General features: G+C 61.1%; 28 protein-coding genes and 1 pseudogene. 16 read left to right on the top strand and 13 right to left on the bottom strand.

The genetic code is table 11. The features are described from left to right. Window positions 1-8: 8 nt before the first annotated feature. The 4 genes from FS777_RS09620 to FS777_RS09630 form a co-directional block, all read right to left on the bottom strand. Window positions 9-2042 carry a PAS domain-containing sensor histidine kinase gene (locus FS777_RS09620; RefSeq protein WP_145255237.1) on the bottom strand — a complete coding sequence of 678 codons (2034 nt, stop codon included), beginning with the start codon at window positions 2040-2042 and terminating at the stop codon, window positions 9-11. A gap of 107 nt (window positions 2043-2149) precedes the next feature. Then, on the bottom strand, window positions 2150-2674 hold the full coding sequence (locus FS777_RS09625; RefSeq protein WP_023536033.1) for a hypothetical protein: 525 nt from the start codon (window positions 2672-2674) through the stop codon (window positions 2150-2152). A gap of 110 nt (window positions 2675-2784) precedes the next feature. Continuing rightward, window positions 2785-2949 (bottom strand): hypothetical protein, encoded by a 165-nt coding sequence (locus FS777_RS21415; protein WP_167340246.1) that lies wholly within the window; start codon window positions 2947-2949, stop codon window positions 2785-2787. Between the two features lie 9 nt (window positions 2950-2958). After that, window positions 2959-3192: a PLDc N-terminal domain-containing protein gene (locus tag FS777_RS09630; RefSeq protein ID WP_028687006.1), complete on the bottom strand. Its 234-nt coding sequence runs from the start codon at window positions 3190-3192 to the stop codon at window positions 2959-2961. A gap of 165 nt (window positions 3193-3357) precedes the next feature. Between FS777_RS09630 and FS777_RS09635 the strand changes: the two genes are divergently transcribed. Beyond that, window positions 3358-3861, top strand: a complete 504-nt coding sequence (locus FS777_RS09635; RefSeq protein ID WP_058637272.1) for a CinA family protein — start codon at window positions 3358-3360, stop codon at window positions 3859-3861. A gap of 25 nt (window positions 3862-3886) precedes the next feature. After that, window positions 3887-4378 (top strand): hypothetical protein, encoded by a 492-nt coding sequence (locus tag FS777_RS09640; protein WP_145255239.1) that lies wholly within the window; start codon window positions 3887-3889, stop codon window positions 4376-4378. Window positions 4379-4447: 69 nt separating this feature from the next. On the opposite strand, the gene FS777_RS09645 is transcribed toward FS777_RS09640, so the two are convergent. Next, entirely contained in the window at window positions 4448-4741 is a 294-nt protein-coding gene (locus FS777_RS09645) for a DUF6555 family protein (protein ID WP_023535998.1), read from the bottom strand. Window positions 4742-4966: 225 nt separating this feature from the next. Here FS777_RS09645 and FS777_RS09650 point away from each other — a divergent pair, with 225 nt between their 5' ends. Further along, entirely contained in the window at window positions 4967-6721 is a 1755-nt protein-coding gene (locus FS777_RS09650) for a glycoside hydrolase family 15 protein (RefSeq protein WP_145255380.1), read from the top strand. Window positions 6722-6821: 100 nt separating this feature from the next. Continuing rightward, a complete protein-coding gene (locus FS777_RS09655) occupies window positions 6822-7292 on the top strand; it encodes a hemerythrin domain-containing protein (protein ID WP_058637275.1) in 471 nt (156 codons plus the stop codon). Between the two features lie 39 nt (window positions 7293-7331). Here the strand turns inward: FS777_RS09655 and FS777_RS09660 are convergent, their stop codons facing one another. Continuing rightward, window positions 7332-8441, bottom strand: a complete 1110-nt coding sequence (locus tag FS777_RS09660) for a Gfo/Idh/MocA family protein (RefSeq protein ID WP_058637276.1) — start codon at window positions 8439-8441, stop codon at window positions 7332-7334. 186 nt (window positions 8442-8627) lie between these two features. Between FS777_RS09660 and FS777_RS09665 the strand changes: the two genes are divergently transcribed. Continuing rightward, on the top strand, window positions 8628-8873 hold the full coding sequence (locus tag FS777_RS09665) for a hypothetical protein (RefSeq protein ID WP_058605215.1): 246 nt from the start codon (window positions 8628-8630) through the stop codon (window positions 8871-8873). A 213-nt stretch (window positions 8874-9086) separates the two neighbouring features. Here the strand turns inward: FS777_RS09665 and FS777_RS09670 are convergent, their stop codons facing one another. Further along, window positions 9087-9311 carry a hypothetical protein gene (locus tag FS777_RS09670; protein ID WP_145255242.1) on the bottom strand — a complete coding sequence of 75 codons (225 nt, stop codon included), beginning with the start codon at window positions 9309-9311 and terminating at the stop codon, window positions 9087-9089. Window positions 9312-9384: 73 nt separating this feature from the next. Then, a complete protein-coding gene (locus FS777_RS09675; protein WP_145255245.1) occupies window positions 9385-10098 on the bottom strand; it encodes a DUF72 domain-containing protein in 714 nt (237 codons plus the stop codon). Between the two features lie 129 nt (window positions 10099-10227). Here FS777_RS09675 and FS777_RS21420 point away from each other — a divergent pair, with 129 nt between their 5' ends. From FS777_RS21420 to FS777_RS09685, 3 genes are all read left to right on the top strand, one after another. Further along, entirely contained in the window at window positions 10228-10377 is a 150-nt protein-coding gene (locus tag FS777_RS21420) for a hypothetical protein (protein WP_153302510.1), read from the top strand. A 64-nt stretch (window positions 10378-10441) separates the two neighbouring features. Further along, the gene (locus tag FS777_RS09680) at window positions 10442-10825 is read left to right on the top strand and encodes a low affinity iron permease family protein (protein WP_058637281.1); all 384 of its coding nucleotides are present in this window, start codon (window positions 10442-10444) and stop codon (window positions 10823-10825) included. Between the two features lie 225 nt (window positions 10826-11050). Then, complete coding sequence (locus tag FS777_RS09685) at window positions 11051-12175, top strand: mechanosensitive ion channel family protein (protein WP_058637282.1); 1125 nt, start codon at window positions 11051-11053, stop codon at window positions 12173-12175. Between the two features lie 60 nt (window positions 12176-12235). On the opposite strand, the pseudogene FS777_RS09690 reads toward FS777_RS09685, so the two are convergent. Together FS777_RS09690 and FS777_RS09695 are read right to left on the bottom strand one after the other, a co-directional pair. Continuing rightward, window positions 12236-13113, bottom strand: a pseudogene (locus tag FS777_RS09690) (manganese catalase family protein). A gap of 60 nt (window positions 13114-13173) precedes the next feature. Further along, window positions 13174-13329, bottom strand: coding sequence for a general stress protein (locus tag FS777_RS09695; protein ID WP_078478730.1), 156 nt, complete (start codon window positions 13327-13329; stop codon window positions 13174-13176). A 298-nt stretch (window positions 13330-13627) separates the two neighbouring features. Between FS777_RS09695 and FS777_RS09700 the strand changes: the two genes are divergently transcribed. The 8 genes from FS777_RS09700 to FS777_RS09735 all read left to right on the top strand — a co-directional run bounded on the left by FS777_RS09700 (window position 13628) and on the right by FS777_RS09735 (window position 22860). Then, a complete protein-coding gene (locus FS777_RS09700) occupies window positions 13628-14077 on the top strand; it encodes a hypothetical protein (RefSeq protein WP_058637284.1) in 450 nt (149 codons plus the stop codon). Between the two features lie 112 nt (window positions 14078-14189). Continuing rightward, window positions 14190-15668: an MFS transporter gene (locus FS777_RS09705; protein WP_145255249.1), complete on the top strand. Its 1479-nt coding sequence runs from the start codon at window positions 14190-14192 to the stop codon at window positions 15666-15668. Between the two features lie 84 nt (window positions 15669-15752). Beyond that, window positions 15753-16133: a termination factor Rho gene (locus FS777_RS09710; RefSeq protein WP_145255252.1), complete on the top strand. Its 381-nt coding sequence runs from the start codon at window positions 15753-15755 to the stop codon at window positions 16131-16133. 107 nt (window positions 16134-16240) lie between these two features. Further along, entirely contained in the window at window positions 16241-18028 is a 1788-nt protein-coding gene (locus FS777_RS09715; protein ID WP_145255255.1) for a thiamine pyrophosphate-requiring protein, read from the top strand. A 97-nt stretch (window positions 18029-18125) separates the two neighbouring features. After that, on the top strand, window positions 18126-18632 hold the full coding sequence (locus FS777_RS09720) for a (2Fe-2S)-binding protein (protein ID WP_058603931.1): 507 nt from the start codon (window positions 18126-18128) through the stop codon (window positions 18630-18632). Beyond that, window positions 18629-19630, top strand: coding sequence for a xanthine dehydrogenase family protein subunit M (locus tag FS777_RS09725; protein WP_145255258.1), 1002 nt, complete (start codon window positions 18629-18631; stop codon window positions 19628-19630). Before FS777_RS09720 ends, FS777_RS09725 begins: the two co-directional genes overlap by 4 nt. Further along, complete coding sequence (locus tag FS777_RS09730; protein ID WP_058637289.1) at window positions 19627-21819, top strand: xanthine dehydrogenase family protein molybdopterin-binding subunit; 2193 nt, start codon at window positions 19627-19629, stop codon at window positions 21817-21819. Before FS777_RS09725 ends, FS777_RS09730 begins: the two co-directional genes overlap by 4 nt. Before the next feature lie 27 nt (window positions 21820-21846). Then, window positions 21847-22860, top strand: coding sequence for a UV damage endonuclease UvsE (locus tag FS777_RS09735; protein WP_078478734.1), 1014 nt, complete (start codon window positions 21847-21849; stop codon window positions 22858-22860). A 17-nt stretch (window positions 22861-22877) separates the two neighbouring features. Here the strand turns inward: FS777_RS09735 and FS777_RS21680 are convergent, their stop codons facing one another. The 3 genes from FS777_RS21680 to FS777_RS09750 all read right to left on the bottom strand — a co-directional run bounded on the left by FS777_RS21680 (window position 22878) and on the right by FS777_RS09750 (window position 24445). Further along, a complete protein-coding gene (locus FS777_RS21680) occupies window positions 22878-23105 on the bottom strand; it encodes a hypothetical protein (protein WP_078478735.1) in 228 nt (75 codons plus the stop codon). Between the two features lie 297 nt (window positions 23106-23402). Next, complete coding sequence (gene xth / locus FS777_RS09745) at window positions 23403-24206, bottom strand: exodeoxyribonuclease III (protein ID WP_145255261.1); 804 nt, start codon at window positions 24204-24206, stop codon at window positions 23403-23405. Further along, entirely contained in the window at window positions 24203-24445 is a 243-nt protein-coding gene (locus FS777_RS09750) for a hypothetical protein (protein WP_058637293.1), read from the bottom strand. Before FS777_RS09750 ends, xth begins: the two co-directional genes overlap by 4 nt. Window positions 24446-24477: the final 32 nt, after the last annotated feature.

Genomic DNA, 24477 nt, shown 5'->3' on the forward strand with positions numbered 1-24477 from the left:
GCCAGACCTCAAGGGTGCATCAGGGTGATCAGGGCCTTGACCAGCGTCTGTTGATCGAATGGCTTGCTCAGCACCATGCCGCCGTGGGCAGGCCAGCTCTGCTGCCCAGGCGCGGGCGGTGCGTATCCCGTGATAAACAACACCGGTAGCCGCGGCCGTGTTCCCCTGGCAACGTCCACCATCTTCCTGCCGTCCAGCCCGCCAGGCAGCCCGACATCGGTGATCAACAGATCGATTCGAGTGTCCGAGCGCAGCAATTGCAAGCCCGCTAGGCTGTCGGCTGCTTCGATGACGACATAGCCCATACCACTGAGCGTTTCACTGACATACAGGCGCACCGACGCTTCATCGTCCACCACCAATACCGTTTCACCCGGCCGCGCCTGGTGACTCACTATGGGGGTAACGCTGTCGCTGACCACTCGGGCAGGCCCACCGTGACTTGGTAATTGCACAAACACCCGAGTTCCTTGCCCTGGTGCCGAATCGATATGCACATGCCCGCCGGTCTGGCGGGCGAAACCGTACACCATCGAGAGGCCCAAGCCCGTCCCTGCACCCAGTGGCTTGGTGGTGAAGAATGGCTCGAACGCCCTGGAGAGGGTCGCGGCGTCCATACCAATACCCTCATCCGTGACGCATATGCTCAGGTAATCGCCCGAAGCAATCTCCGGGTCCGCATCACCGTCGATGCGTTGGTCTGCGGTCTGAATGCAAATCCGGCCATTCCCGTCCATGGCATCGCGCGCATTGATGCAAAGGTTCAGCAATGCGTTCTCAAGCTGTGCTGGATCGACCAGACAAGTGTGCAATGAAGCGTACAACTGAACCTCAAGCTTCACGCAGGGGCCTACCGTGCGGCGCACGAGCTCAGCCATGCCATCGATCAGCGCATGCACATCGGTCTGCACAGGCACCAGGGTTTGGCGCCTGGCGAACGCCAGAAGTCGATGGGTCAGCGCGGCGGCCTTGCGTGTAGCACCGTAAGCCACGGTCATGTAGCGTTCCACGTCCTCAAGACGGCCCTGGGCCAGGCGAGACCTGATCAGGTCCAGACTGCCGGAAATGCCCGCCAACAAATTGTTGAAGTCATGGGCAATGCCCCCAGTCAGTTGCCCGACGGCTTCCATTTTCTGGGCCTGATGCAAAGCCGCTTCGGCCTCCTCTCGCTCGGCTACTGCCTGGGCAATACGCGCCTCGAGCGTTCGGTTGAGCTCGAGGAGTTGCTCCTCTACCTGCCGGCGGGCGGTGACGTCGATGGAAGATCCAACCAGGCCGATCACCTCCCCCTCGTCGCTGAGCAGGGGCGCCTTGACCGATAGCCAATACGTGGCCGAGCCGTCTGGCATGTCCACCCGCTCTTCGACCTGGACGGCCGTCCCGCCGGCCATCACACGCTGATCGGTTTCCATCACCTGCCTGGCCTGATCCTTATCCTCAAGGAACTCAAGGTCGGTCTTGCCCAGGTAGAACTCCGGCGGCTTGCCGATCAGCTGCGTGGCGCCATGGTTGGCCACCAGCATGCGCCCGTTCAGGTCCTTGGCATAAACCACGCCGGGGACCGCGGCAGTGAAGGTACGCAGCAACGCGGACATACGGTCGCGTTCGGCCTGGGCCTTGCGACGCGACTCGATGTTCATCAGCACGCCCGGAAAGCGCACCGCAACGCCCTGCTCGTCGAGTTCGACCCGACCGTTGGCTTCAACCCAGCGATAGCAGCCATCGTCCTGGCGGACCCGGTATTCACACCTAAACGGGCCGCCCAGGGCCATGGCCGCCTGGATGGCTTGCGCGACGCGTTCACGGTCATCGGGATAGATGGAGGCAAATGCTTCCGCCAGAGGCATCCCCGTCAGGCATCTGGCCAGCGGCAAGCCAAACGAATGCGAGAATCGCTCATCGGCCGTCACCCTGTCATTGGGTATATCCCACACCCATGTGCCGATGATCGCACCCGCATCCAGCGCAAGCTGCAACCGCTCTGCGGTTAGCGCGGCATCATCCTGGCCACTGGCAGCGACACCAGCGGTACGTTGATTCATCGATCGACCTCGAACTTCCTGAAAACAAGCATCGGCTACAGGCACGCTATTAAGCGCAAAAGACGCCTATTCTGAGCCTCACGCACAAGAGTTGGAAGGTCTGGTTTTCACGCCAGTTGAATAAATATGGCGTATGACCCGAGCAATACCCAGCATACGAGGAAAATCCAGGGTGTACGCAGCGAGAACAGCAAAGACTTGCGATGGCCGGCCTGGGAAGTCTCGGTTTCGCTAAATAATGGCGATTCGTCGTAAGCCAGCCCCATCATGGGTTCGCTTCGCAGCAGATGACTTTGCTTGAGTTGCCAATGCTCGATGATCTTGTAGGCAGCGTGAATACCTGGCCAGGCGTTCAGTGAACTGAGTACACCAAGCAGCGCCAAAAAGGGCGGCACCACCAGCGTGAACATTTCGCCCCAGCTCTGATTGGTATTGCCCATGGCTGAGGCATACGCAATGACTAAAAAGGACTGGGCGGCCAGGTAAGCATCCGTACGGTTAGCAAGGATACTCGTCTCGTACTGGATTTCCTGTCGGTAGAAGTCCAACCGCTCCTTGGGCGAGCCGAACATGCGAGCATTATGCTCCTGGATTTCGTGCTCTGGGGTGGCTGGGGTGATAATACGTGGCACAGTACGGCTCCTAGAAACTATCCATGGCCAGGGTGAGTGCCCATGCACGGGTCAACAGCATTGGCTGCCGTAGACATCGCGCGATGTAGCAAAGCTGGCTGAACATTGGTTTACGGCTTGTGCGCAGGCACGTCCCTTGCGGTCTTCTGCGCCGTAGTGTCCTGCTCGGTGCCCGTAGACCCGTCTGGGCGCTGAGCGTCGTTGTCTCGCTCTTTTTCGCCCGTGGTGCGCGCTTGCTCCACGCGCTTGGCGTCCTGCTCATTCGATGTGCTCATGAAGACACCTCAGCCTTTGCTATGTTCAGGGGAAGAGGGTCCAGTACCGCGTTTGATGCCACGCGGTCCCCAGATACCCCAGATCGCCAGACCCGCCACAGGCAGAGCCAGGAGCAACAGGGCCCAGGCCGCCTTTGTGGCATCGGTCTTGTCGCTACGAAACACACTGACGATGGCCCACAGGTCCACCAGTAGGATCAGGACCGCCACGGCGATCCAGAAGTACGTCACAGGCTCGTTCATAACCGCTCTCCCTTTTGACCGGTTTCTCAACCTTCTTTAAAAAGGAAGCCTGGAAGTCCCGCTAAGTTCAGCTCGATTGCTGCACGATGGACGGGCGGACGCACTTGCAGTGAACCAACAGCGTAGCGCTCGCGTCCACTGCAAAATGCTGCGCGAGTTACAGGTATGGCCATCGACGCGATTGAGTCCGTCTTCGAGTACTTGAAAAAACATGACCTAGTTTTGACCACTGCCGAATCCTGCACCGCAGGCGCCATGGTAGCGGCCCTGGCCGCCCTGCCAGGCACCGCCGAGGTGCTTGAAAGCGGCTATGTCGTTTACTCCCCCACTGCCAAACAGCGCTTGCTGGGCGTTAGCCCCGTGACCATCGAGCGTTATGGCCTGACCAGCGAAGCGGTTGCATGGGAAATGGCATTAGGCGCATTGAAAGACAGCGACGCGACCGTCGCCATTGCCACCACAGGGGTCGCAGGGCCTGCCGCGCAAGGCAAAACTCCGCCCGGTACGCTGTGTTTTGCCTGGGCGTTCTCCGGAGAGCCGCTTGCCGTTTTCACCGCCACCCAACGCTTTTTTGGCGAGCGTGACGAGGTGATGCGCCAGGGGGCGGCCTATGGACTGTCGCAACTGGCGCATTATCACCAACGTTGGCTACGCGGCGAACGGGCCTGATCACACCTTGATGAACGAGTACCCGATGACTTCCAAGCATTACCCAGCACCCGAAGGCGCCTTTGCCCATCACCGCTTTGGGCGCGCCGGACGCTTCAAATGGCTTGCACTTTTACTACCACTGGGCTTGGCGATCGCCATAGTGCCTGCCAGCCCTTGGTTGATCGATGCCAGGGCGACCAGTGCTGATGGCAGGGTACAGGTGCACTACAAGCGACTAGGTCGCAGCGCAAGCCCTGTCGAGCTATCGATCAGCGTGAAGGGAACGCCGAGCAAGCCGGTTTGGGTACAACTAGGCGGAAGCATGCTTCAGGAAGCCAGCATCGAAACCGTGCAACCTCAACCGCTGCGCACTCAAACCCAAGGGAAGGCGATGCTCATTGAAGTGGCGACCGACGAAGCAGGAATGGCCACCGTTCACCTGACCGTGCGCAACGACGCACCTGGCCAGGTTACAGGCCACGTGAGAGCCGGCGCCAACAGCGCCGTGCGACTGTCGACATTCTTGTACCCGTAGCCCTGTACGGTTCGGTACAGACGCTTGGACACGCCGGGGCATATGCCACCGGCGTGCAGCTGGTCGAATTCAGGACTTGTCAGTGGCAACCGCAAATTTCTTCATGTCCACCGGGGGCGCGACGAACTCCGGACCTTTGCCCGAGACTCGCCACCGCACGTTGGTCAACCCATAGCGCTCGGCCATGGGACGGCTGACTTTTTTGATCTTGTGCTGACCGAACCTCGGAATGATACCGACACCTGCATCGCAGCTAGCCCAGTGCCAGGCCTCGGCGTTGTCCATGCGTTCCAGTCGAATGATGAAAGTCCTGAATTCTCCGTGTAGCTCGTACTCGATCACATACAGTTGTTGTCCAGCCATTGGACTCTCCTCCATCAAACTCAGCCCAATGGAGCCAAAGGCGTAACAAAAGATTCCATTTATTTTGACTTAGTGGTCTTCGTCTAGCTGCTGTGCAATGGGTGACGAACTGTTGTCGCTTCGCTTCAGTCATATCAGTACCAATGGTGCAGGAGCTGCAATGTGGAAGACGTATCTGAAAGCCCGCGGCAATGTGCCGAGCCCCAGCGGGACGCCGGTGGATGGCTGGTGCTGGAGCAGTATGCAGCCCTTGGCGATGGGCGATCGGTAGCGCTGGTAGGCCTGGACGGCTCCATCGACTGGTGGTGCGTGCCGCACATGGATTCGCCCCCTCTGTTCGATCGACTGCTCTCGCCCAGGACCGGCGGTTTCTTCGCCATCACCCCGACCCAGCCCTATCAGGCAAAGCGTCGCTATCGCCCCGGCAGCAACGTGGTGGAGACCGAGTACATCACTGCAACCGGCCGGGCGCGGTTGACCGAATCGCTGAACAGTGGGCCTGCCGGGCGCCTACCTTGGGCGGAACTGGCCCGTCGTATCGAGGGCATCGAAGGGTCGATCGCATTCGAAATCGCCATCGATTTCGGCACCCAGGCCGACACGGTGAGCCCGTACCTGATGCCCAACGACAATGGCTGCGTTTTTCACGCGGGCCATATTCTCGGGATGTTCCTGCATGACCAACAGCTCAGCGTGCGGCGCAAGGACGATATGGGCGTGCGCGCCACGCTCGACACCTCGCCCGGGCAACGTACTGTAGTGGCCTTGATCGCGGGACACGACGAGCCCTTGGTGGTGCCGCCACTCAGCTTGATCGATGACCGAATCGACGGCTCTGATCGCGAATGGCGGCAGTGGTCGCAAAGCCTCATCTATGAAGGTCCCTACCAGTCAGTGGTGGTACGCAACGCGCTGGCGCTCAAGCTGCTGCTGTCATCGCCCAGCGGTTCGATCATGGCGGCTGCCACCACCTCCCTGCCAGAGCGCATCGGCGGCACCAAGAACTATGACTACCGCTTCGCATGGGTGCGCGATGCCGGGTATACCATCGAAGCCTTCCTCGGCATTGGCGCTCAGCCTGAAGCCAAGGCGGCATTTACCTGGTTGCTGCGCAGGCTGGCCGAGCATGGCGCGCAGGTCTTCTACACCCTGGACGGGGCCATGGGCGAATGCACACGCGCCATCGACCTGCCGGGCTACAAGCAATCGCCGCCCGTAGTGGGTAACGATGCCCGCGACCAGTTACAGCACGGCGTATTCGGCGACATATTCGAAACTGCCCGTTGCTTCATCGACACCGGCAACATTCTGGACGGCAGCAGTGCGATGCTGCTGTCACGCCTGGCAGATCAATGCGCCGACCAGTGGCGCCAGCCGGATGCCGGTATCTGGGAGCTGCCAGAAACGCGGCACTACACCTTGTCGAAGATCAGCTGCTGGCAGGCCCTGAGCCGGGCCATCGAACTGGCCGACGGCGGGCATCTGCCCACCACCTGCCGGCAGCGCTGGGCGCGCGAGCGTGACCGTGTTTTCGAGTGGATCGAAAACCACTGCTGGCATGAGGCCCGCCAGGCGTATGTGTTCTACCCAGGCAGCGACAGGCTGGACGCAGGCATCGCCCTGGCGGTGCGCTTCGGCTATCCGGCGCCTGAGCGGCTGCAGAGCACCCTGGACGCTGTGCAGCACAGCCTGTCGGCCGGACCCTTCCACTATCGCTACAGCGGTGCGGTCGAGGAAGAAGGCTGCTTCCTGGCGTGCACGTTCTGGCTGGTGGAAGCCTGGGTGCTGCTCGGTCAGCACCAACGGGCGCAGCACGCCTATGAAGCTGCCCTGCAAGGCCTCGATCATGGCGCAGGTATCTATTCGGAGATGGTCGACCCTGACACTGCAGAGTACCTGGGCAACCTGCCGCAAGGCCTCACGCACCTGGCGGCGCTACGCGCAGCGTTGGCACTGGGTGGTCGTGCACCGTGTCGATGAGGGGACACGCCAGGCACGTCATCTGTACTGCGGAACTGATGGCCTGGCGCTTGACTCAACCCATGGCAACCGTGACTACAACAACCTGCAGAGGTGATCCATGAACGCCATCGAATTGCTGACCCAGGACCATCAGTTGGTCAAGAAACTGCTTGAAGAGTTGTCTTCGACAACAGAGCGCGCAGTGAAAAAGCGTGCCGACCTGCTGGAACGCATCAAGCAGGAAGTCACTATTCATACCGCTCTGGAAGAGGAAATCCTTTATCCAGCCATCAAAGAAGCTGGTGGGAAGGAAGAAGAAAAGATGTACTACGAGGCCAAGGAAGAGCACCGTACCGTCGATTCACTGGTGCTGCCAGACCTTGAAGGCACAGACACCGGCACGGTTGAGTTCGCAGGGCGGGTCAAGGTGATGAAAGAGTTGTTGGAGCACCACATCGAGGAAGAAGAAAGCGAGCTGTTCCCCACGGCACGCAAGCTGCTGGGTAAGCAGCAACTCGAGGAAATGGGCCAGGCGATGATGGCGCAGAAGAAATTGCTCAAAAGCAAGTCGGAACAGCGCGCCGCGTAATTAAGCCAGCGCGCCCTCAAGGGGCGCGCAGCTCGCCCGTTATTCTGCCGGCGACTCGGCATCAACCATCGGCGGTACCGGGGCCAGGGCAAAAGCCCTGCGCTGCTCGGATCGACGCGCGAACGGCCGAGCGGGCAGTGGTTCGAGTCGTTGCGGTGTACCGGCTTCAAGCGCTCGCTTGATTGCCTCGACTACCCGTACATCACGCCAGCCCTCTTCCCCATCGGGTTCGGGCGCGACGTTATTGAGGATGCAATCGGAGAAATAGGCCGTTTCCCCGGCAAATTGGTCCACCACAGGGTTGACGTGCACACGCGTCTCGCCATCGATGGTGGCCCTGTAGCTGATCGCAACCCCTTCCCCATAACCGAAGCACGGCGAAGCCTCGATCTCGCCCTTGGTGCCCAATAGCTGGAACCGCTCGGTAGACGGCAAGGTATAGCTGACGGTGAACTGCGCCAGCCGCTCGTCTTCGAAGCGCAGGCTCACGGTGACCGTATCCCAGGTATCCATGGTGCTGCCAGGCGATCGAACACCCATGGCCGAGACTTCGATGGGTTCGGCGTTGAACAACTGGCGCACCATGTTCAGGGGATAGGGGCCCATGTCCGGTACCGGCCCGGCCTCGAAACCATTCTGGGCACGGTGGTTATTAGGTTTGACACGCTGCGTGAAGATGGATGTGAACAACCTGGGATCACCGAAATCGCCCTTATGCACGCGCTCGATCATGTCCAGCGTGCCCGGCTCGCAGTGCAGGCGGTAGGCAACCATCAGCTTGGCACCCGTGCGTTTCGAAACCTCGATCATAGCTTTGCAATCGGCTTCGCTGATGCCCATGGGCTTTTCGAGCAACACATGGATACCGGCTTCGAGGGCCGGCACTACGAACTCACGGTGACGGAAATTGGGCGTTGCAATGTACAGTGCGTCCACCTCCCGCGCAGCGAGCATCTGAGCATACTGGTCGTAATGGTAGGTGCGCAGGGCATAACGCTCGCCCAACTGCCGAGCTTTTTCCTCATCTCCGGTGACCAGGACGGTAATTTCCGAGTTGTCGGTTTGCCCGATACCGGGCATGAACGCACCCTGGGAAATCGAACCGCCGGCCACTACACCATAACGGACCTTGCGTGCTGTGCTGGGCATGACACCCCTCCTCTAGAACATGATTCAAAGCAATACCTCTGAAGTGGGCAAGCCGAGGCCGGGTGAGGTTCAAAAAAACGTTGGCGTACGCGCTTTCATCGCAAGGCGTGTCTGGGAAAGAGGATCGATCTGAACCCGGCTTCGACTGGCCGGTCCCACGAACAAACCAGGACCGAGGACCGTTCGATGGAGGCTTGGATCGATTGGCTGGAATGGCCGGCCATGGTGTTGACGGTAGTGGCAGCATGGTGCATAGGCTCGCGGCGACCCGCCCGGCGCAAGGTCGGCTTCTGCTGCTTCATTGCAAGCAACCTGTTATGGGCGGCCTGGGGTTGGCAAGCCGAGGCTTGGGCGCTGATCATTCTGCAGTTCACGCTGTGCGTCATGAATCTGCGGGGATGGAAGAAGAATACGATGATGGAGCCGGGTTGACGTGGGGCTGCTCAGGGTCTGCTCAAGGCAACGCATTGCCAAGGGTGAGCGGTCTTGCCAGAGCGCCAGACCTGCCCCGAGAACTCAAGGTGCGAAGCTGCAATATCAGGGCGGCGCTCAAATCTTGGGGCCGCTTTGCGGCCCATCGCAGCAACAAGTCGCTGGCTTGAATTTCAGGAAAGCACAGCGCATGCAGCAAAACGACCCCATCGCTTAACGATTCAAGCGCTTCTCCACGTTTTCAGTCTGCTGCTCGATCGCCCGGGTCTGCTCCTCCAGCTCCTTGATGGAAGTCGGGGTGATAGCCTTGTCGATGGCCTCGGTGGCCGGATCAGGGCGTTCCAACACAGGATCAGGTGACTGCTCGCCTTTTTGCGCTTCCCCTGAAGAAATCGGACGCGGAACTTTGTCGCCGGTGTGGGTGTGAGTGTCTTTCATGAGCGTCTCCTACGTGAACAGGGTGTCTTTATGAGCAGAGCGCAACGCTGGGGAAAAGTTTGATCCGCTTCGCTCAGCCCAGGTAACTGCGAACCGACAACCCATCGCCGACAGCGGCGCCACTGGCCGTGTTGTCAAAGATGCACCAAGTGATCGCCCCTTGGGCATGGGCGCGTTTCAATTGGACGGCAAGTTGCCTTAGGCATTGATCGGTATAAGCGCTCCGATACACCACCGGTACGCCGTGCAGCCGCCAATACGCTATGCCTGACCAGCCAGAGGGCTGGCCGTCTAGCTCGAATCTGGAGGGGCTTGCCCCCACCTGCCCTACCTGAAGGTCGATCAGCAGCGGTTGGGCTGAACGCCATGTCTCATGCCGAGGTTCGACGACTACTGGCTTGTCGAACCTGCACCGCAGTGCTTCGAAAAAGCGCCTGACGACAGCCTCGTCAAACCCTAGCGACGGTGGTAACTGGACGAGCAAGCAGCCCAGCTTCTCCCCCAACTCCCCGCATTGGGCCAGAAAGCTGTCCAGCGCCGTCTCACACCCTTGCAGACGCATTTCATGGGTGATCGCCTTGGGCACCTTGACCGAGAAGCGAAAGTCCTCAGGCGTCGATGCGGCCCAGCGCGCATAGGTCTGCGGGCGATGGGGCCGGTAGAACGAACTGTTGATTTCCACAGCACTCAGGCGCGCGGCGTAGCGCTCCAGATGGCCGCCTGCTTCGGGAAAAGCCGGAGCATGCTCCTTGGGCAGGCTCCAGCCTGCACAGCCTAGGTAGATCATCTCAGTAGCCCCTTGACCTCACTCGATGGTGGAGTCGCGTGAGTGTTCAGGCGTTCCACTTGGCAGATTCGATGGAACACCCGGCAACGGGCTGGGCACTAACGCAGCACATCCCAAGAGGAATCCACCATGACCGCCCCCACTCAACCAGACCCCTATGTGGACAACGTACCGCACAATCCGGGTGATCCCATTGAAGCACCTGAGCAGGAACCCACCGAACCGGCTCCCGAATGGCCGGAAGGCCAGGTACCACCCGAAGAGCAATCTGACGGCTGACCCTTACACACTTGGCGGCGCACATTGCGTCACCTGAAACGCTGCAATCACCAGGAGGGATCCGATGAAGTTCGCGCAGTTCTGTCAGTGGCTGTCCAACCAGGCCGGCCGCCCCAGCACGTTCTTGATGGCCATCGTGCTCATCATCATGTGGGCGGTTTCCGGCCCATGGTTCCACTACAACGATACCTGGCAACTGATCATCAACACCTCGACCACTATCATCACCTTCCTGATGGTGTTTCTGATCCAGAACACCCAGAACCGAGACAACGACATCATTCACGTCAAGCTCGACGAGCTGATCCGCGCCACTCAATCGGCGCAACGTTCGGTGCTGGACCTGGAGGCCATGGACAGCAAGGCCCTGCGCGAGCTGCGCAAGGAATACCGTGCACTGGCCGCACGTACCGGCACACCGCTTGAAGACGACGCGCCGCAGCCATGATGTGCCGCATCAGCGCATCGCTGGACCGGGCCCCACTTGTTGTCCACCGTGGACCAATCAATGGCCTACACGCGCACGGGCCCCTACCCGACCCGCACAGTTCATCTTTGACCGACGCGCACGGATCTGATCGACGTGCACGGATCATCTGATAACCATTCGCAGGGCAATTGTTTTGCTCGACGCCTGACACCTCGAAACCTTTGCTAGAGGAGGCAAGCCTTCATGAGCGATCGCATCATCACACTGTTCACCGATACCACGTTCTTCGGTATCTCCATTCTCAACCTGTTACTCGCAGTCACTGTGGCCGTAATGACGTTCCTGGTCGCCAGGGCAGCCATCAGTTTCGTACAGCGGCGCGTCAAGCACTGGTCCTCGCATTCCGGGGCCTTGAGCCATGTGGTGGAGAAGGTCCTGTCAGGCACCAGTAACTCCCTGCTGTTTCTGGCTTCGCTGCTGGTGGGGTTGAGCATGCTCGACCTGCCGGAGCGTTGGTTGAGCCGGGTTGGCAGCCTCTGGTTCGTCGTCGCAGCGCTGCAGATCGGCCTGTGGGCCAACCGTGCCATCGGCCTGGGCCTGGATCGCTACTTCACCCGTCACAACCCGGACGGTTCCCAGCAGAGCAGTGCCCTGGCCACGTTGTCGGCCTGGGGTGCGCGGGTGCTGTTGTGGTCGATCGTGCTACTGGCCATGCTGTCGAACCTGGGCGTGAACATCACCGCCTTCGTCGCCAGCTTGGGTGTGGGCGGTATTGCGGTCGCTCTGGCTGTGCAGAACATTCTGGGTGACCTGTTCGCATCGCTGTCCATCGCCGTGGACAAACCGTTCGAGGTAGGTGACTTCATCGTCATTGGCCCCCTGGCCGGCACCGTCGAGCATGTTGGCCTGAAAACCACGCGCATCCGCAGCCTGGGCGGTGAGCAGATCGTCATGGCCAATGCCAGCATGATCAGCAGCACCATCCAGAACTACAAGCGCCTGCAAGAACGTCGCATCGTGTTCGAATTTGGTCTGTCCTACGATACGCCTACCGAGGCGGTGAAGAAGGCGCCCGGGATCGTCGAGGAAGCGATCAAGGCTCAAGCCCAAGCACGCTTCGACCGAGCGCACTTGCGTGGCTTCGGCAAGGAGGCGCTGGAGTTCGAATGCGTCTACATCGTGCAGGACCCAGGCTACAACCTGTACATGGACATCCAGCAGGCCATCAACTTCAAACTGCTTGAGCGGTTCTCGAAAATCGGCGCCAAGTTCGCCGTACCGGTGCGGGCCATCAAGGTCACGGCGTTGCCGCAGGAGGCGAACGTGCATGCGCAAGGGCGAGACAACATGGGTATGCGGGGGGCGTGAACGCGTGACATGTAACGCTTGAACGTAGCAGCGGACCCGACGGTCCGCTGCCCTGCCGGTTCATATAGGCTCATCACCATTGACCTTGCCCAATTCGGCACCGGTCATTGGCTGCAGGTCGGGATTGGACTGGGTTCTCAGCTTCATGGCCTCCACTGCGTCTGCACTGGCCCCATCGAGCTCCACCGACGCCATACCATTACCGCCATCGACGGCCGGTTGCGGCTGATCCACGTAGACCCAATCCTGGCCTTCGTTCCATGAGCCGCGCACCTCCCCGCCGTGGGACATGTTGAAGTAGGTGCGGTTGAACTCGGGATCACCCGGCATTTTGCCCTGCGGGAAGTTAAGTTGGATGGAATGCAGCGCTTTCTCGAAAGACATCTGATGGGCAATTTCTCGGCTCATCAGAAAACCGAGCGCATCCTTGATGCCGGGGTCATCGGTCACGTTGATCAGACGCTCATACACGATCTTGGCGCGGGCCTCGGCGGCAATGTTCGAGCGCAGATCTGCCGTCGGCTCTCCAATGGTGTCGATGTAGGCAGCGGTCCAGGGAATGCCACAGAGTTCACCAGCGCAGCGCCACCCCCATACAAAAGGCTGGTGACATGCGAGTCGTTACCCGCGCCGGTGAGTGATCGATACAGTTCACCCTCGGCTTCCACCCCTTCGGCCAGACGGCCTTTGGCACCTTTGTTGAGCATCACCACGATCGATCCGATGATCTCAAGGTGGCTGAGTTCTTCGGTGGCGATATCGAACAACATGTCCTTGCGCCCTGGGTCATCCTCGGTCACGGCCTGGGTGAAATAGCGCATCGCGGCGGCAAGCTCACCCTGAGGCCCGCCAAACTGTTCGAGCAACAGGTTCGCAAGGCCAGGGTTGGGCTGGGAGACACGGACGGTGTACTGCAGACGTTTGTTGTGCATGAACATCGGTAAATCCTCACCATCGTGCCGGGGCGGCGGTCACTGCCTCGGCCGGTTCAACGTTGATCAACGATTCTCATCGCTCGAGCGGCCACCGCCGTGGCTGTTCTTGCCGTCTTCGCGGCCCGCCTCGGCGGCTTTCTGCGGATCATTAGCGAAGTTGCCTGGGTTGGTATTAGAGCTGCCGTCTTGGTTTGCATGCTTGTTGTCATTGCTAGCCATGACGTTCACCTCTTATGTGTTCACACAGGTTGGTCTGTGTTCATGGGTGACCCGCAGCAAACGGCGGCTGGCCAAAGCAATTTACTCCAGCCTGACGAATTGCGCGAAGTACTGTTGGTCGAGCGTTTGGGACCCTTGAGCTTGTCGCAATGTTGAGGTGCACTCAGGACGAAGGCGGACAAATGACTGTCGTGCCAGTAGTTACGGGCTCAGCTAAGCCCGTTCGTCGATTACCGGGCACGGCCGGCAGTCCAACCTGACGAACACTACGAGGACACCTCATAAAAGGAGCTTCATCATGACAATGCTAAAACCTTCCTCCCTGCTGCTTGCGCTCTGCCTGGGCGCATCTGCGCCGGTGGTCATGGCAGCAACCAACATGAATGATCAACACACCCCCAGCATGCAATCGGGCGATCACGGCACCATGAATGGCAACAGCGGCGCCACCGGTTCTGGCACCCCGGGCGATGGCATGGGCACCGGAAGCGGCACCGGCAGCAACGGCACCGACGCCACGGGGGGCGATGGCACTGCTCCCGGCTCGGGTACCGGTACCGGTAATGGGGCGAACACGGGCGCCGGCGGCACCGGGAGCGGCTCGGGCATGGGCGGCACCGGGAGTGGCGACATGGGCGGTAGAGGCGACATGGGCGGCAGCGGCGGTACCGGCATGGGCAGCGGGACCGGGAGCGGCGGCTCAGGTAGCGGTGCCGGCGGCGCAGGCGGCTCGGGTGGTGGCAGCTGATCATCCGGTGCATGTGACTCGCGCTATGGCTAACCAAGCCTGACACGTGGAATACAAGGGCTGCTGTGCAGCCCTTCCTTCAAACGACAGCTACAACAGACTTGAGGCTGACGTGGCGACTGAATCCAGACACCACACACACGCCAGTAGTCACGACCAGCGCTTCTACGACACGGATATCCCCGCCCGCCTCGATCGACTGCCATGGACACGATTTCACACGTTGCTGGTGGTAGCGCTTGGCATCACCTGGCTACTGGACGGTCTGGAAGTCACCCTTGCCGGGTCGTTGGCCGGCGCCTTGAAGGACAGCCCTGCCCTGGCCATGAGCAACCGCGATGTCGGCCTGGCTGGTGCCATCTATATCGCCGGGGCAGTGCTCGGCGCGCTCTTTTTCGGCTGGCTGACCGACCGCCTGGGTCGGCGCAAGCTGTTTTTCATCACCCTGGCGCTCTACATCGGCGCCACCGCTGCCACGGCATTTTCCTGGAACCTGTGGAGCTTCATGGTCTTTCGCTTTCTCACAGGCGCGGGCATCGGTGGGGAATATACCGCTATCAACTCAACCATCCAGGAGTTCACTCCAGCGCGCTACCGTGGCTGGGTCGACCTGACCATCAACGGTACGTTCTGGCTAGGCGCTGCGCTGGGTGCAGTGGGTGCCATCGTGCTGCTGAACCCTTCGATGGCGCACGGTGATCTTGGATGGCGCCTATGCTTTGGCATTGGCGCTGCGTTGGGCCTGCTGATCATGCTCATGCGGCTGTGGGTGCCGGAAAGCCCGCGCTGGCTGATGATCCACAATCAACCCGAGGCGGCTGAACGCATTGTGGCCGACATCGAGCGCAGGTGCCGCGATCAAGGCTTGGCACTGCCTGCACTTGACAGCCCGCCCCTGCAATTGCGAGCCAGGCACCACACGCCTTCGGCCGAGGTATTTCACAGCCTGTTCGTCGTCCACAGGCGCCGGGCCATGGTAGGCCTGACGCTGCTCACGGTGCAGGCCTTTTTTTACAACGCCATCTTCTTCACCTACGCCCTGGTGCTGACCGACTTCTACGATGTGCCCTCCTCCAGCGTTGGCTGGTATGTCCTGCCGTTCGCGCTCGGCAACTTCTGTGGCCCCTTGTTGCTCGGGCGGCTGTTCGATGTGTTAGGGCGGCGCATCATGATCAGCACCACCTATGCCCTGTCAGGCGTATTGCTGACCCTGAGCGGCTATCTGTTCGAACAGGGGATGATCAATGCCGTCGAGCAAACGATCGCGTGGATGGTCATCTTCTTCTTTGCCTCGGCCGCGGCCAGCTCTGCTTACCTCACGGTGGCAGAAACCTTCCCGCTGGAGATCAGTGCCCTGGCCATTGCCGTGTTCTATGCATTCGGCACGGGGCTGGGTGGCATGGTGGGGCCGACGTTGTTCGGTGCCTTGATCGAATCGGGCGAGCGTACCCAAGTCTGGTATGGGTACCTGCTCGGCGCTGCGCTCATGCTGGCAGCGGCAGTCGTCCAGGCCGTTTACGGGGTAGCCGCAGAGCGCCGATCGCTGGAGCACGTCGCCCGCCCCCTCTCTCAGATGGAATCCGCCGATTAAAGGGCCTGCCGTCCGTCCGCCCATCGGCACTCGAGCGTGTGCTGGCCTTCAACCCTAATACCCATCCAATGAGGAGCGACCACCATGGCACGCGGCGACAAGGACAAGTACACCCAAGAGCAAAAGCGCAAAGCCGAGCACATCGAGCAAAGCTATGAGGACAAGGGTTTGCTCAAGGACAAGGCCGAGGCGCGGGCCTGGGCCACGGTGAACAAGCAATCCGGCGGGGGCGACAAGAAAGGTGGCTCCGGTAGCAAGACGAGCAGCACCGACAAGAAAACTGCACGCAGCGACTCTGCCAAGCGAGCCGCCAAGTCCCGCGAGGGACACCCGCGCAACAGCTCAGCCTCGCTGGAATCCCAGACCAAGGAGAGCCTGCTCAAGGAGGCGCGCAACAAGGACATCAAGGGCCGCTCGACCATGACCAAGGCCGAGTTGATCGAAGCGCTGCGCAAGCACGGTTGATCTGCAAGGGCTATTTATCCCGGTCAGCTGAACCGCTTCAAGTCCGTTGAAACTTTAGTCTTCCCTGCCAAGTCCAGAACTTATCCGAGACGCGGCAGGAGAAGACGATGAGCGGCACTGTAGGCGATTTTCTGGTCGAACGGCTGTACCAATGGGGCGTACGCCGCATCTTTGGTTATCCAGGCGACGGAATCAACGGTGTGTTCGGCGCCCTGAACCGCGCGGGCGGCAAGATCCAATTCATCCAGGCCCGGCACGAAGAGATGGCCGCCTTCATGGCCAGTGCCCACGCCAAGTTCACCGGCGAGTTGGGCGTGTGCATCGCCACGTCCGGGCCGGGTGCCTCGCACCTGCTCACCGGCCTGTACGACGCGCGCATGGACCATCAGCCGGTCCTAGCCATCGTGGGCCAGCAAGCGCGTGCCGCCTTGGGCGGTCATTATCAGCAGGAGCTGGACTTGGTCTCGATGTTCAAGGACGTCGCCGGTGCGTTTGTGCAGCAGGCATCCACGCCGCAACAGGTACGTCATCTGGTGGACCGCGCCGTACGCACAGCCGTTGGAGAGCGACGCGTGACGGCCGTGATCCTGCCCAACGACCTGCAGGACCTGTCCTACGAAGACCCGACCCGTGCCCATGGCACCGTGCATTCGGGCGTTGGTTACAGCAAACCTAAGGTAGTCCCCTTCGATGCCGACTTGCAGCGCGCCGCTGATGTGCTCAATGCAGGACGCAAGGTCGCCATCCTGGTCGGGGCCGGCGCGCTGGGGGCCAGCAAAGAGGTAGCCGCCGTGGCAGATCAACTGGGTGCCGGCGTTGCCAAGGCCCTGCTTGGCAAAGGCGTTCTGCCCGATGAACTGCCGTGGGTAACGGGCGCCATCGGCCTGCTGGGGACCGAGCCGAGTTATAAACTGATGGCCGAATGCGACACGTTGCTGATGATTGGTTCTGGCTTCCCGTATTCCGAATTTCTGCCCAAGGAAGGTCAGGCGCGCGGCGTTCAAATCGACCTGCAGCCAGACATGCTCAGCCTGCGCTATCCCATGGAGGTGAACCTGGTCGGTGACGCCGCGCAGACGTTGCAGGCATTACTTCCATTGCTGCACACGCGTCCAGACCACAGCTGGCGCAAGAAAATCGAGAAATGGCGCGCAAGCTGGGACAAGACATTGAGCAAACGTGCGCTGGTCAAGGCCGACCCGATCAACCCGCAGCGAGTGGTGCACGAGCTATCCCCGCGCCTGCCAGATCTGGCGATCATATCCAGTGATTCGGGTTCGTGTGCCAACTGGTACGCCCGCGACCTGATGATCCGTGAGGGGATGCAGTGCTCCTTGTCGGGCGGCCTGGCCTGCATGGGCGCGGCCGTACCTTACGCCATTGCTGCCAAGTTCGCCCACCCGACCCGGCCAGTGATCGCCCTGGTGGGCGACGGCGCCATGCAGATGAACAACCTCGCCGAACTGATCACCGTGGCCAAATACTGGCAGCAGTGGGAAAGCCCCACGTGGATCTGCGCGGTGTTCAACAACGAAGACCTCAATCAGGTGACCTGGGAGCAGCGCGTGATGGAGGGCGATCCGAAGTTCGAAGCCTCTCAATCGATACCCGACGTGCCTTATCACTTGTTCGCCATCTCGATTGGTCTTGAGGGCATCTACGTCGAGCGCGAGGAAGATGTCGCCCCCGCCTGGGAGCGCGCACTGGCAGCTGATCGCCCGGTGCTGATCGAGTTCAAGACTGACCCCAACGTAGCGCCACTGCCGCCGCACCTGAAACTCGAGCAGGCCAGGAAGTTCGCAACCACCTTGCTCAAGGGTGACCCGGATGAGGCCGGCGTGATCGTGCAGACCGCCAAGCAGGTGCTGAGCGCGGTACTGCCTGCCAAGAAATGACAAGGGCCTGGCGCTTGGGATGAACGTTCCGGGCGCTTGACCAGTCGCACTCCATAGACACAGCCCACTGTGCGCAATCGAACCGTGAGGACCTACCATGACTGCACTCCCTGAACAGGGCACTGCACAGCAGACCCTGAACTTCACCCTCAATGGCCAACCCCAGGCCCTGACGGTACAACCCTGGACCACCCTGCTCGACTTGCTGCGTGAGCAGCTGGACCTGGTGGGCACCAAGAAAGGTTGCGACCATGGCCAATGCGGGGCCTGTACCGTGCTGCGCGATGGCCGCCGGGTGAACGCTTGCCTGACCCTGGCGGTGATGTGCGAAGGTGCCGACCTCGTCACCATCGAAGGCTTGGCCGAGGGTGACCAACTGCACCCCATGCAGCAGGCATTCATCAGCCAGGATGCCTTCCAGTGCGGTTACTGCACACCTGGCCAGATCTGCTCGGCCGTGGGCCTGGCCAATGAAGGACACGCCCATACCCGTGCCGACATCCGCGAGCAGATGAGCGGCAACCTGTGCCGCTGCGGCGCCTACAGCAACATCGTAGCCGCCGTCGAGCAGGCCCTGCCGCTGATCAAGAGGGCGCGCACATGACCCCTTTCAGCTACCACAAGCCGGCCTCGGTGGAAGAGGCGCTGCGCCTGACCGATGGGTCCTCGCGCTTCATTGCAGGCGGGACCAACCTGGTCGACTTGATGAAGGAAAATGTCGAGCGGCCCGAGCGACTGATTGACATCACAGGGCTGGAACTCAACCGCATCGAACCCAGCGACGCGGGCGGTGTGGTGATCGGCGCATTGGTCAGCAACGCGGACCTGGCGTGGGACCCGCTCATCCGCCAGCGCTACCCATTGCTGTCGCAAGCGATCCTGGCCGGTGCATCGCCGCAGCTGCGCAACATGGCAAGCACCGGCGGCAACCTGTTGCAACGTACGCGCTGCTACTACTTCTACGACACCGGTACGCCTTGCAACAAACGTGAACCCGGCAGCGGTTGCCCAGCACGCAGCGGCTTGAATCGCATTCATGCGATTCTCGGCGCCAGCGAGGCGTGCGTGGCGACTCATCCTTCGGACATGTGCGTGGCACTGGCTGCCCTGAAGGCCGTGGTGCATGTGCAAGGGCCTGCCGACAAACGCCAGATTCCGTTCGCCGAGTTCCATCGTCTGCCCGGCGATACGCCGCAGCAGGACAACCACCTGGCGCCTGATGAACTGATTACCGCCATCGAGCTGCCCGACCAAGGCTTTGCCGAACATTTCCGCTATGTGAAGGTGCGTGATCGAGCCTCCTACGCCTTCGCGCTGGTCTCGGTTGCCGCTGCCCTGCGCATCGAAAACGGGTTAATTCAAGAGGCCCGCATCGCCCTGGGTGGCGTGGCCCACAAGCCATGGCGCAACGAAGCTGTGGAAGCCACGCTGCACGGCCAGGCGCCCAGCACCGAGCTGTTCACCCAAGCGGCCACTGCCCTGCTGCAAGGGGCACAGCCCCTGAGCCAGAACGGCTTCAAGGTGCAGCTGGCTCAACAAGCCATCATTCGGGCATTGAACGAGGCCGCCGCCGGCGGCAGCCTCGAGGGGGACGCACAATGAGCAAAGTAGTAGGAACCCCAGCGGACCGCGTCGACGGCGCGGCCAAGGTCACTGGGCAGGCGCGCTATGCCGCCGATTACCCGGAAGAAGGCCTGCTGCACGGCAGCGTCGTTTCCAGCACCATCGCCCGTGGCCGGGTGGTCAAGGTCAACAGCGAGAAAGCGCTGCAGGTACCAGGCGTGGTGGCGGTGCTGGACCACATCAACCGTCCGCGTATTTCCAGCTACGACGATGACTACAGCGACGATGATGCAGCCGAGGGCTCGCCCTTCAGACCGTTGTTCAACGACCGCGTGTTCTACAGCGGCCAGCCCGTTGCACTGGTCGTAGCACAGACGCTGGAAATCGCCCGTCATGCAGGTTCGCTGGTCGAGATCCACTACAGCCAGGAAAGCCATGAGTCCGACCTTGAGAAGGTGCTGGGTCAAGCGCACGATGCGCCGGCTGAAACGCCTGAGCCCCGTGGAGATTTCCCAGGCCAGTACGCCAGTGCCCCTACCCGCGTGGACGCTACCTACTGGACGGCCAACGAGCACCACAACCCGATGGAGCCCCATGCCTCCACCGTGTGCTACCAACTCGACGGTAGCCTGGTCATTCATGACAAAACCCAGGGCACGCAGAATTGCCAGGAATACGTGCACAACGTCTTTGGCCTGCCCAAGGAAAAATTGCGCGTCAAGGCAGCCTTCGTCGGCGGTGCCTTCGGTTCGGGCCTGCGTCCACAGTATCAGCTGCCTCTGGCGGTCATGGCTGCCCTGCACCTGATGCGCTCGGTTCGCGTGACCTTGACCCGCCAGCAGATGTTTACCTTTGGCTACCGACCACGCACACAGCAGCGCCTGCGCCTGGCGGCCGATGCACAAGGCCGCCTGTCTGCCATTGGTCACGACGCCATTGGCCAGACGTCACGTTTTGAAGATTTTGCCGAACACGTCGTCGAGTGGAGCGGCATGCTGTACCAGTGCGACAACGTTGCGTTGAGTTACCGCCTTGCGCCATTGGACGTCTACACCCCGTTGGACATGCGCGCGCCGGGTGCAGGTTCAGGCGTGCTGGCGCTGGAGTGCGCCATGGACGAGTTGGCCTGCGCAGCCGGGCTGGACCCGGTCGAGTTACGGCGACGCAACTTTGCCAGCCACAACGGCAACGAGGGCAAACCTTACTCGAGCAAAGAACTGCTGGCCTGTTACGCGCAAGGGGCCGAGCGTTTCGGTTGGCACAAGCGTCAGGCTACGCCCGGCTCGATGCGTGACGGTAACCAGCGCATAGGCTGGGGCATGGCCGGTGGTGTATGGGAAGCCATGCAAATGCAAGCCAGCGCCAAGGCGCGCCTGGGCTGCGACGGGCACCTGACCGTCAGCAGTGCCACCACCGACATTGGCACTGGCACCTATACCGTCATGACGCAGATCGCTGCCGACGCCGCGGGCCTCGACATGGCCGATGTGACGTTCCTGCTGGGCGATTCCTCCTTGCCCAAGGCGCCTTTGCAAGGCGGGTCATTCACCGTGTCTTCCGTCGGCTCTGCCGTACGCAAAGCTTGCCTGGAGCTGCGCAAGCAGGTTGTCGAGCAGGCCAGGCAACAGCTCCCGAGCCTGGCCAGCCTGGACGATTCCGCGTTCGTGATTGCAGGTGGCCAGGTGAGCGCCGGTGAGCATTGCTTCGCCCTTGCCGACCTGCTGCCCAGTGCCCAGCAAGCCTGCTTCGAGGTGCAGGTCGAGGCAGGCCCTGACGACAAGCGCAAGCCCTACTCCACCGCCACCCATTCGGCGGTGTTCGTCGAGGTATCGGTGGACGAAGACCTGGGCACCGTACGCGTCAACCGCGTAGTCAGTGCGGTGGCGGCAGGCAGGGTCGTCAACCCCAAGACAGCGCGCAGCCAGATTCTGGGGGGCGTGGTGTGGGGCATCGGCATGGCACTACACGAAGAAACCCAGACCGACCATGCACTGGGCCGCATCCTCAACCACAATCTGGCCGAGTACCACATACCGGTGAACGCCGACATTGGCGATATCGAGGTGATCTTCGTCGAAGAGCATGATGATGTCGTCAACGAACTGGGTTCCAAAGGGGTAGGCGAGATTGGCGTGGTGGGGGTAGCCGCGGCCGTGGCCAATGCCATTTACCATGCCACGGGCAAGCGGGTACGCGAGTTCCCGATCACCTTGGACAAACTGCTGTAAACGGGCCCAGCCCTCTGGAGTATTTGCATGCCACGCCTGGGTTTCGCCTGCATGTACCGGCACCCCCACCGCAGCTTGTCGGTCAAGGAGCTGGAGACCATCGAGCGGACGTTCAACCCGCGCAGCACGACGCTGCGCTGGGTCTCGGGCGCCTCCCGCGAGGCGGCCCGGAACAAGTTGCTGGAACTGGTTGAACACAATCTCCAGGCCCAGCTGCGCTTGCTCGACTACGTGGCCCAGCTGCCCCAGGCGCTGCGCATGCTGCGCCTGAGCAGCGACCTGCTACCGCTGTACAGCCACCCTAGCGTGGCCCACGTGTACCGCGAGGCGGATTTCCAAGCGCTGATGACCGAACGTTTCGCCGCCATCGGCGCTTTCGCACGCGCCCGGGAGATACGCCTGTCGTTTCACCCTGGGCAGTATTGCGTGCTGGGCTCAGACCGCCCCGATGTGGTGGACAACAGCTTGGCCGAGTTCGAATACCATGCCGACATGATCCGCATGATGGGCTACGGACAGGTCTTCCAGGACTTCAAATGCAATGTGCACATTGCCGGCCGGCTGGGCGGTGCGGGTATTCGCACCGTATGGCCGCGCCTGTCCGATGTGGCCCGCAACGTGATCACCTTCGAGAACGACGAGAAGACCTATGGGCTCGACGACTGTCTGGCGCTGGCGGACCTGGCGCCGGTGGTGCTGGATATCCACCATTGCTGGATCCATGAGGGTGACTACATCGACCCGAACGATGGGCGAGTGGAGCGGGTGATCGAGAGCTGGCGAGAGGTACGCCCGACCATGCACTATTCTCAGCCCCCGGAACATCTGCAGGCGCTGGGTTTCGACCCTGATCGCAAGCTGGTGATCGATGAGTTGCTGGAACAGGTGAACAAACGCGACCTGTATGCCCACAGCGCTCGCATGTGGAACCGCTGGACGAACCGCTACGCACTGCAGTTTCTGGACAGGTTCGACATCATGTTCGAATGCAAGGACAAGAACCTGGCCACGCTGGAGTTCTTCAACGACTACCTGGCTTGATCGGCCCGGGCATGCCCTCAGCCGCTTCTGGTCAGGTCATCGGCCACTTCGCAGCCGTTACGACAGCTGCACTCGTATTCAGCTTGTGCGCGAGTCGGCAGGTTTAGACTCAGCCTGACCTTGTCCTGAGTGTCGTACAGGTCGTAGCCCTCCCCCAACGAAGATAGAAAGCCGAGTCGCCGTGGCAGCCATTCTTTGGTTTGCGGTACAGCTGGAACCACAACGAAGCGCATCTGCATGATCATCCCTCATCGGCCGTTCCTTAGTATTAGTCATGCTAAGAGAAAGAATCAAGTAGGCTCATGCGTGTTTACGTCGATCATGAAGTCGAATACGTAGATGACGTGATTACGTCCCCAAGCTAGCAATCTCCTCGTCGGAGCGGCCCTTGTGCCGCGACGGGCCGCGAAGCGGCCCCGGCAACGTCAGCGGCAAAGCTGAAATCCTGGGGCCGCTTCGCGCCCCGTCGCGGCACAAGGGCCGCTCCCACTCGAAACCTCATAGCCCAGAGATAGGGACAGCACCCATCCTGACTAACTGGCTCAAGCTGACTTGCGGCTACGCCGACTCCCCAGCTCGATCCAGGTCGGAGCATGGTCACTGGCCTTGGGTTCATTGCGCACCCAGGCATCGACGCCCGCACGCTTGAGGTATGGCGCCAAATCCCGGTTGAGCAGCAAGTGGTCTATGCGCAGGCCCGCATTACGTGCCCAGTGGTTGCGGAAGTAGTCCCAGAACGTAAATACCTGTTGTTGCGGATGCAGGTGCCGGATGGCGTCGATCCAGCCGTTGGCCAGCAAGCGCTCGAAGCAATCGCGCGATTCGGGTTGCAGCAGAGCATCCTTGCGCCAGGACTTGGGGTCGTAGATATCAAGGTCCGTGGGCACGACATTGAAGTCCCCAGCCAGGACGGTGGGGTGACCACTGCCCTGCAACTGCCGGGCATGCTCGATCAGGCACTCGAACCAACGCAGCTTGTAGTCGAACTTCGGCCCTGGTTGCGGGTTGCCATTGGGCAGGTACAAACACCCGACCAACACACCCTGTACCGCTGCCTCCAAGTAGCGGCTCTGGGTGTCGTCCTCCATGCCCGGCAAGCCTCGCCGTACCTCGAGCGGCTCGCTGTCGCGCGCCAGGATCGCCACCCCGTTCCAGGCAGGCTGACCCAGGTGCAGGCAACCGTAGCCAGCGGCCTCCAGGGCCCCACCCGGGAACTGTTGGTCGGGTGCCTTGAGCTCCTGAAGGCAGACCACATCGGGCTTTTCACGTTCGAGCCAGGCCAGCAGTGCTGGCAGTCGGCTGCGAATGCCGTTGATGTTGAACGTGGCGATCCTCAGCGCTTTCATGTGTCAGGGTCGATCACATGGGCGTGCACGGCATCTTCGAGGGCATGCACATGCGCCTGGTCGGCCAAGGCCTTGAGCGCCAGCCAATCGTCCCAATCGATGATGCCATCGTCACGCAACGCTTCGGCGGTACGCACCAGTTCGTGGTGGTAGGCATCGGGCGACTCACGGCGGTAGCTGATGTCGTCGTACTGAGCGTACCAGGCCGCAAGTTCAGGGATACTGCGTTCGATACTCATCACACTGCTCCTGAGAAACCCTTTGGGTTTGT

This window comes from Pseudomonas sp. DE0157 (assembly GCF_007678615.1).
Classification (GTDB): domain Bacteria; phylum Pseudomonadota; class Gammaproteobacteria; order Pseudomonadales; family Pseudomonadaceae; genus Aquipseudomonas; species Aquipseudomonas parafulva_B.

Bases quoted from the DNA above. Each gene is read 5' to 3' on its own strand.
- FS777_RS09730 (WP_058637289.1), top strand. From the start codon at position 19,627: ATGAGCAAAGTAGTAGGAACCCCAGCGGACCGCGTCGACGGCGCGGCC.
- xth (WP_145255261.1), bottom strand. From the start codon at position 24,206: ATGAAAGCGCTGAGGATCGCCACGTTCAACATCAACGGCATTCGCAGC.
- FS777_RS09695 (WP_078478730.1), bottom strand. From the start codon at position 13,329: ATGGCTAGCAATGACAACAAGCATGCAAACCAAGACGGCAGCTCTAAT.
- FS777_RS09635 (WP_058637272.1), top strand. From the start codon at position 3,358: ATGGCCATCGACGCGATTGAGTCCGTCTTCGAGTACTTGAAAAAACAT.
- FS777_RS09620 (WP_145255237.1), bottom strand. From the start codon at position 2,042: ATGAATCAACGTACCGCTGGTGTCGCTGCCAGTGGCCAGGATGATGCC.
- FS777_RS09660 (WP_058637276.1), bottom strand. From the start codon at position 8,441: ATGCCCAGCACAGCACGCAAGGTCCGTTATGGTGTAGTGGCCGGCGGT.
- FS777_RS09665 (WP_058605215.1), top strand. From the start codon at position 8,628: ATGGAGGCTTGGATCGATTGGCTGGAATGGCCGGCCATGGTGTTGACG.
- FS777_RS09710 (WP_145255252.1), top strand. From the start codon at position 15,753: ATGGCACGCGGCGACAAGGACAAGTACACCCAAGAGCAAAAGCGCAAA.
- FS777_RS21680 (WP_078478735.1), bottom strand. From the start codon at position 23,105: ATGATCATGCAGATGCGCTTCGTTGTGGTTCCAGCTGTACCGCAAACC.
- FS777_RS21420 (WP_153302510.1), top strand. From the start codon at position 10,228: ATGACCGCCCCCACTCAACCAGACCCCTATGTGGACAACGTACCGCAC.
- FS777_RS09700 (WP_058637284.1), top strand. From the start codon at position 13,628: ATGACAATGCTAAAACCTTCCTCCCTGCTGCTTGCGCTCTGCCTGGGC.
- FS777_RS09735 (WP_078478734.1), top strand. From the start codon at position 21,847: ATGCCACGCCTGGGTTTCGCCTGCATGTACCGGCACCCCCACCGCAGC.
- FS777_RS09750 (WP_058637293.1), bottom strand. From the start codon at position 24,445: ATGAGTATCGAACGCAGTATCCCTGAACTTGCGGCCTGGTACGCTCAG.
- FS777_RS09670 (WP_145255242.1), bottom strand. From the start codon at position 9,311: ATGAAAGACACTCACACCCACACCGGCGACAAAGTTCCGCGTCCGATT.
- FS777_RS21415 (WP_167340246.1), bottom strand. From the start codon at position 2,949: ATGAGCACATCGAATGAGCAGGACGCCAAGCGCGTGGAGCAAGCGCGC.
- FS777_RS09715 (WP_145255255.1), top strand. From the start codon at position 16,241: ATGAGCGGCACTGTAGGCGATTTTCTGGTCGAACGGCTGTACCAATGG.
- FS777_RS09685 (WP_058637282.1), top strand. From the start codon at position 11,051: ATGAGCGATCGCATCATCACACTGTTCACCGATACCACGTTCTTCGGT.
- FS777_RS09680 (WP_058637281.1), top strand. From the start codon at position 10,442: ATGAAGTTCGCGCAGTTCTGTCAGTGGCTGTCCAACCAGGCCGGCCGC.
- FS777_RS09720 (WP_058603931.1), top strand. From the start codon at position 18,126: ATGACTGCACTCCCTGAACAGGGCACTGCACAGCAGACCCTGAACTTC.
- FS777_RS09640 (WP_145255239.1), top strand. From the start codon at position 3,887: ATGACTTCCAAGCATTACCCAGCACCCGAAGGCGCCTTTGCCCATCAC.
- FS777_RS09630 (WP_028687006.1), bottom strand. From the start codon at position 3,192: ATGAACGAGCCTGTGACGTACTTCTGGATCGCCGTGGCGGTCCTGATC.
- FS777_RS09725 (WP_145255258.1), top strand. From the start codon at position 18,629: ATGACCCCTTTCAGCTACCACAAGCCGGCCTCGGTGGAAGAGGCGCTG.
- FS777_RS09645 (WP_023535998.1), bottom strand. From the start codon at position 4,741: ATGGCTGGACAACAACTGTATGTGATCGAGTACGAGCTACACGGAGAA.
- FS777_RS09655 (WP_058637275.1), top strand. From the start codon at position 6,822: ATGAACGCCATCGAATTGCTGACCCAGGACCATCAGTTGGTCAAGAAA.
- FS777_RS09675 (WP_145255245.1), bottom strand. From the start codon at position 10,098: ATGATCTACCTAGGCTGTGCAGGCTGGAGCCTGCCCAAGGAGCATGCT.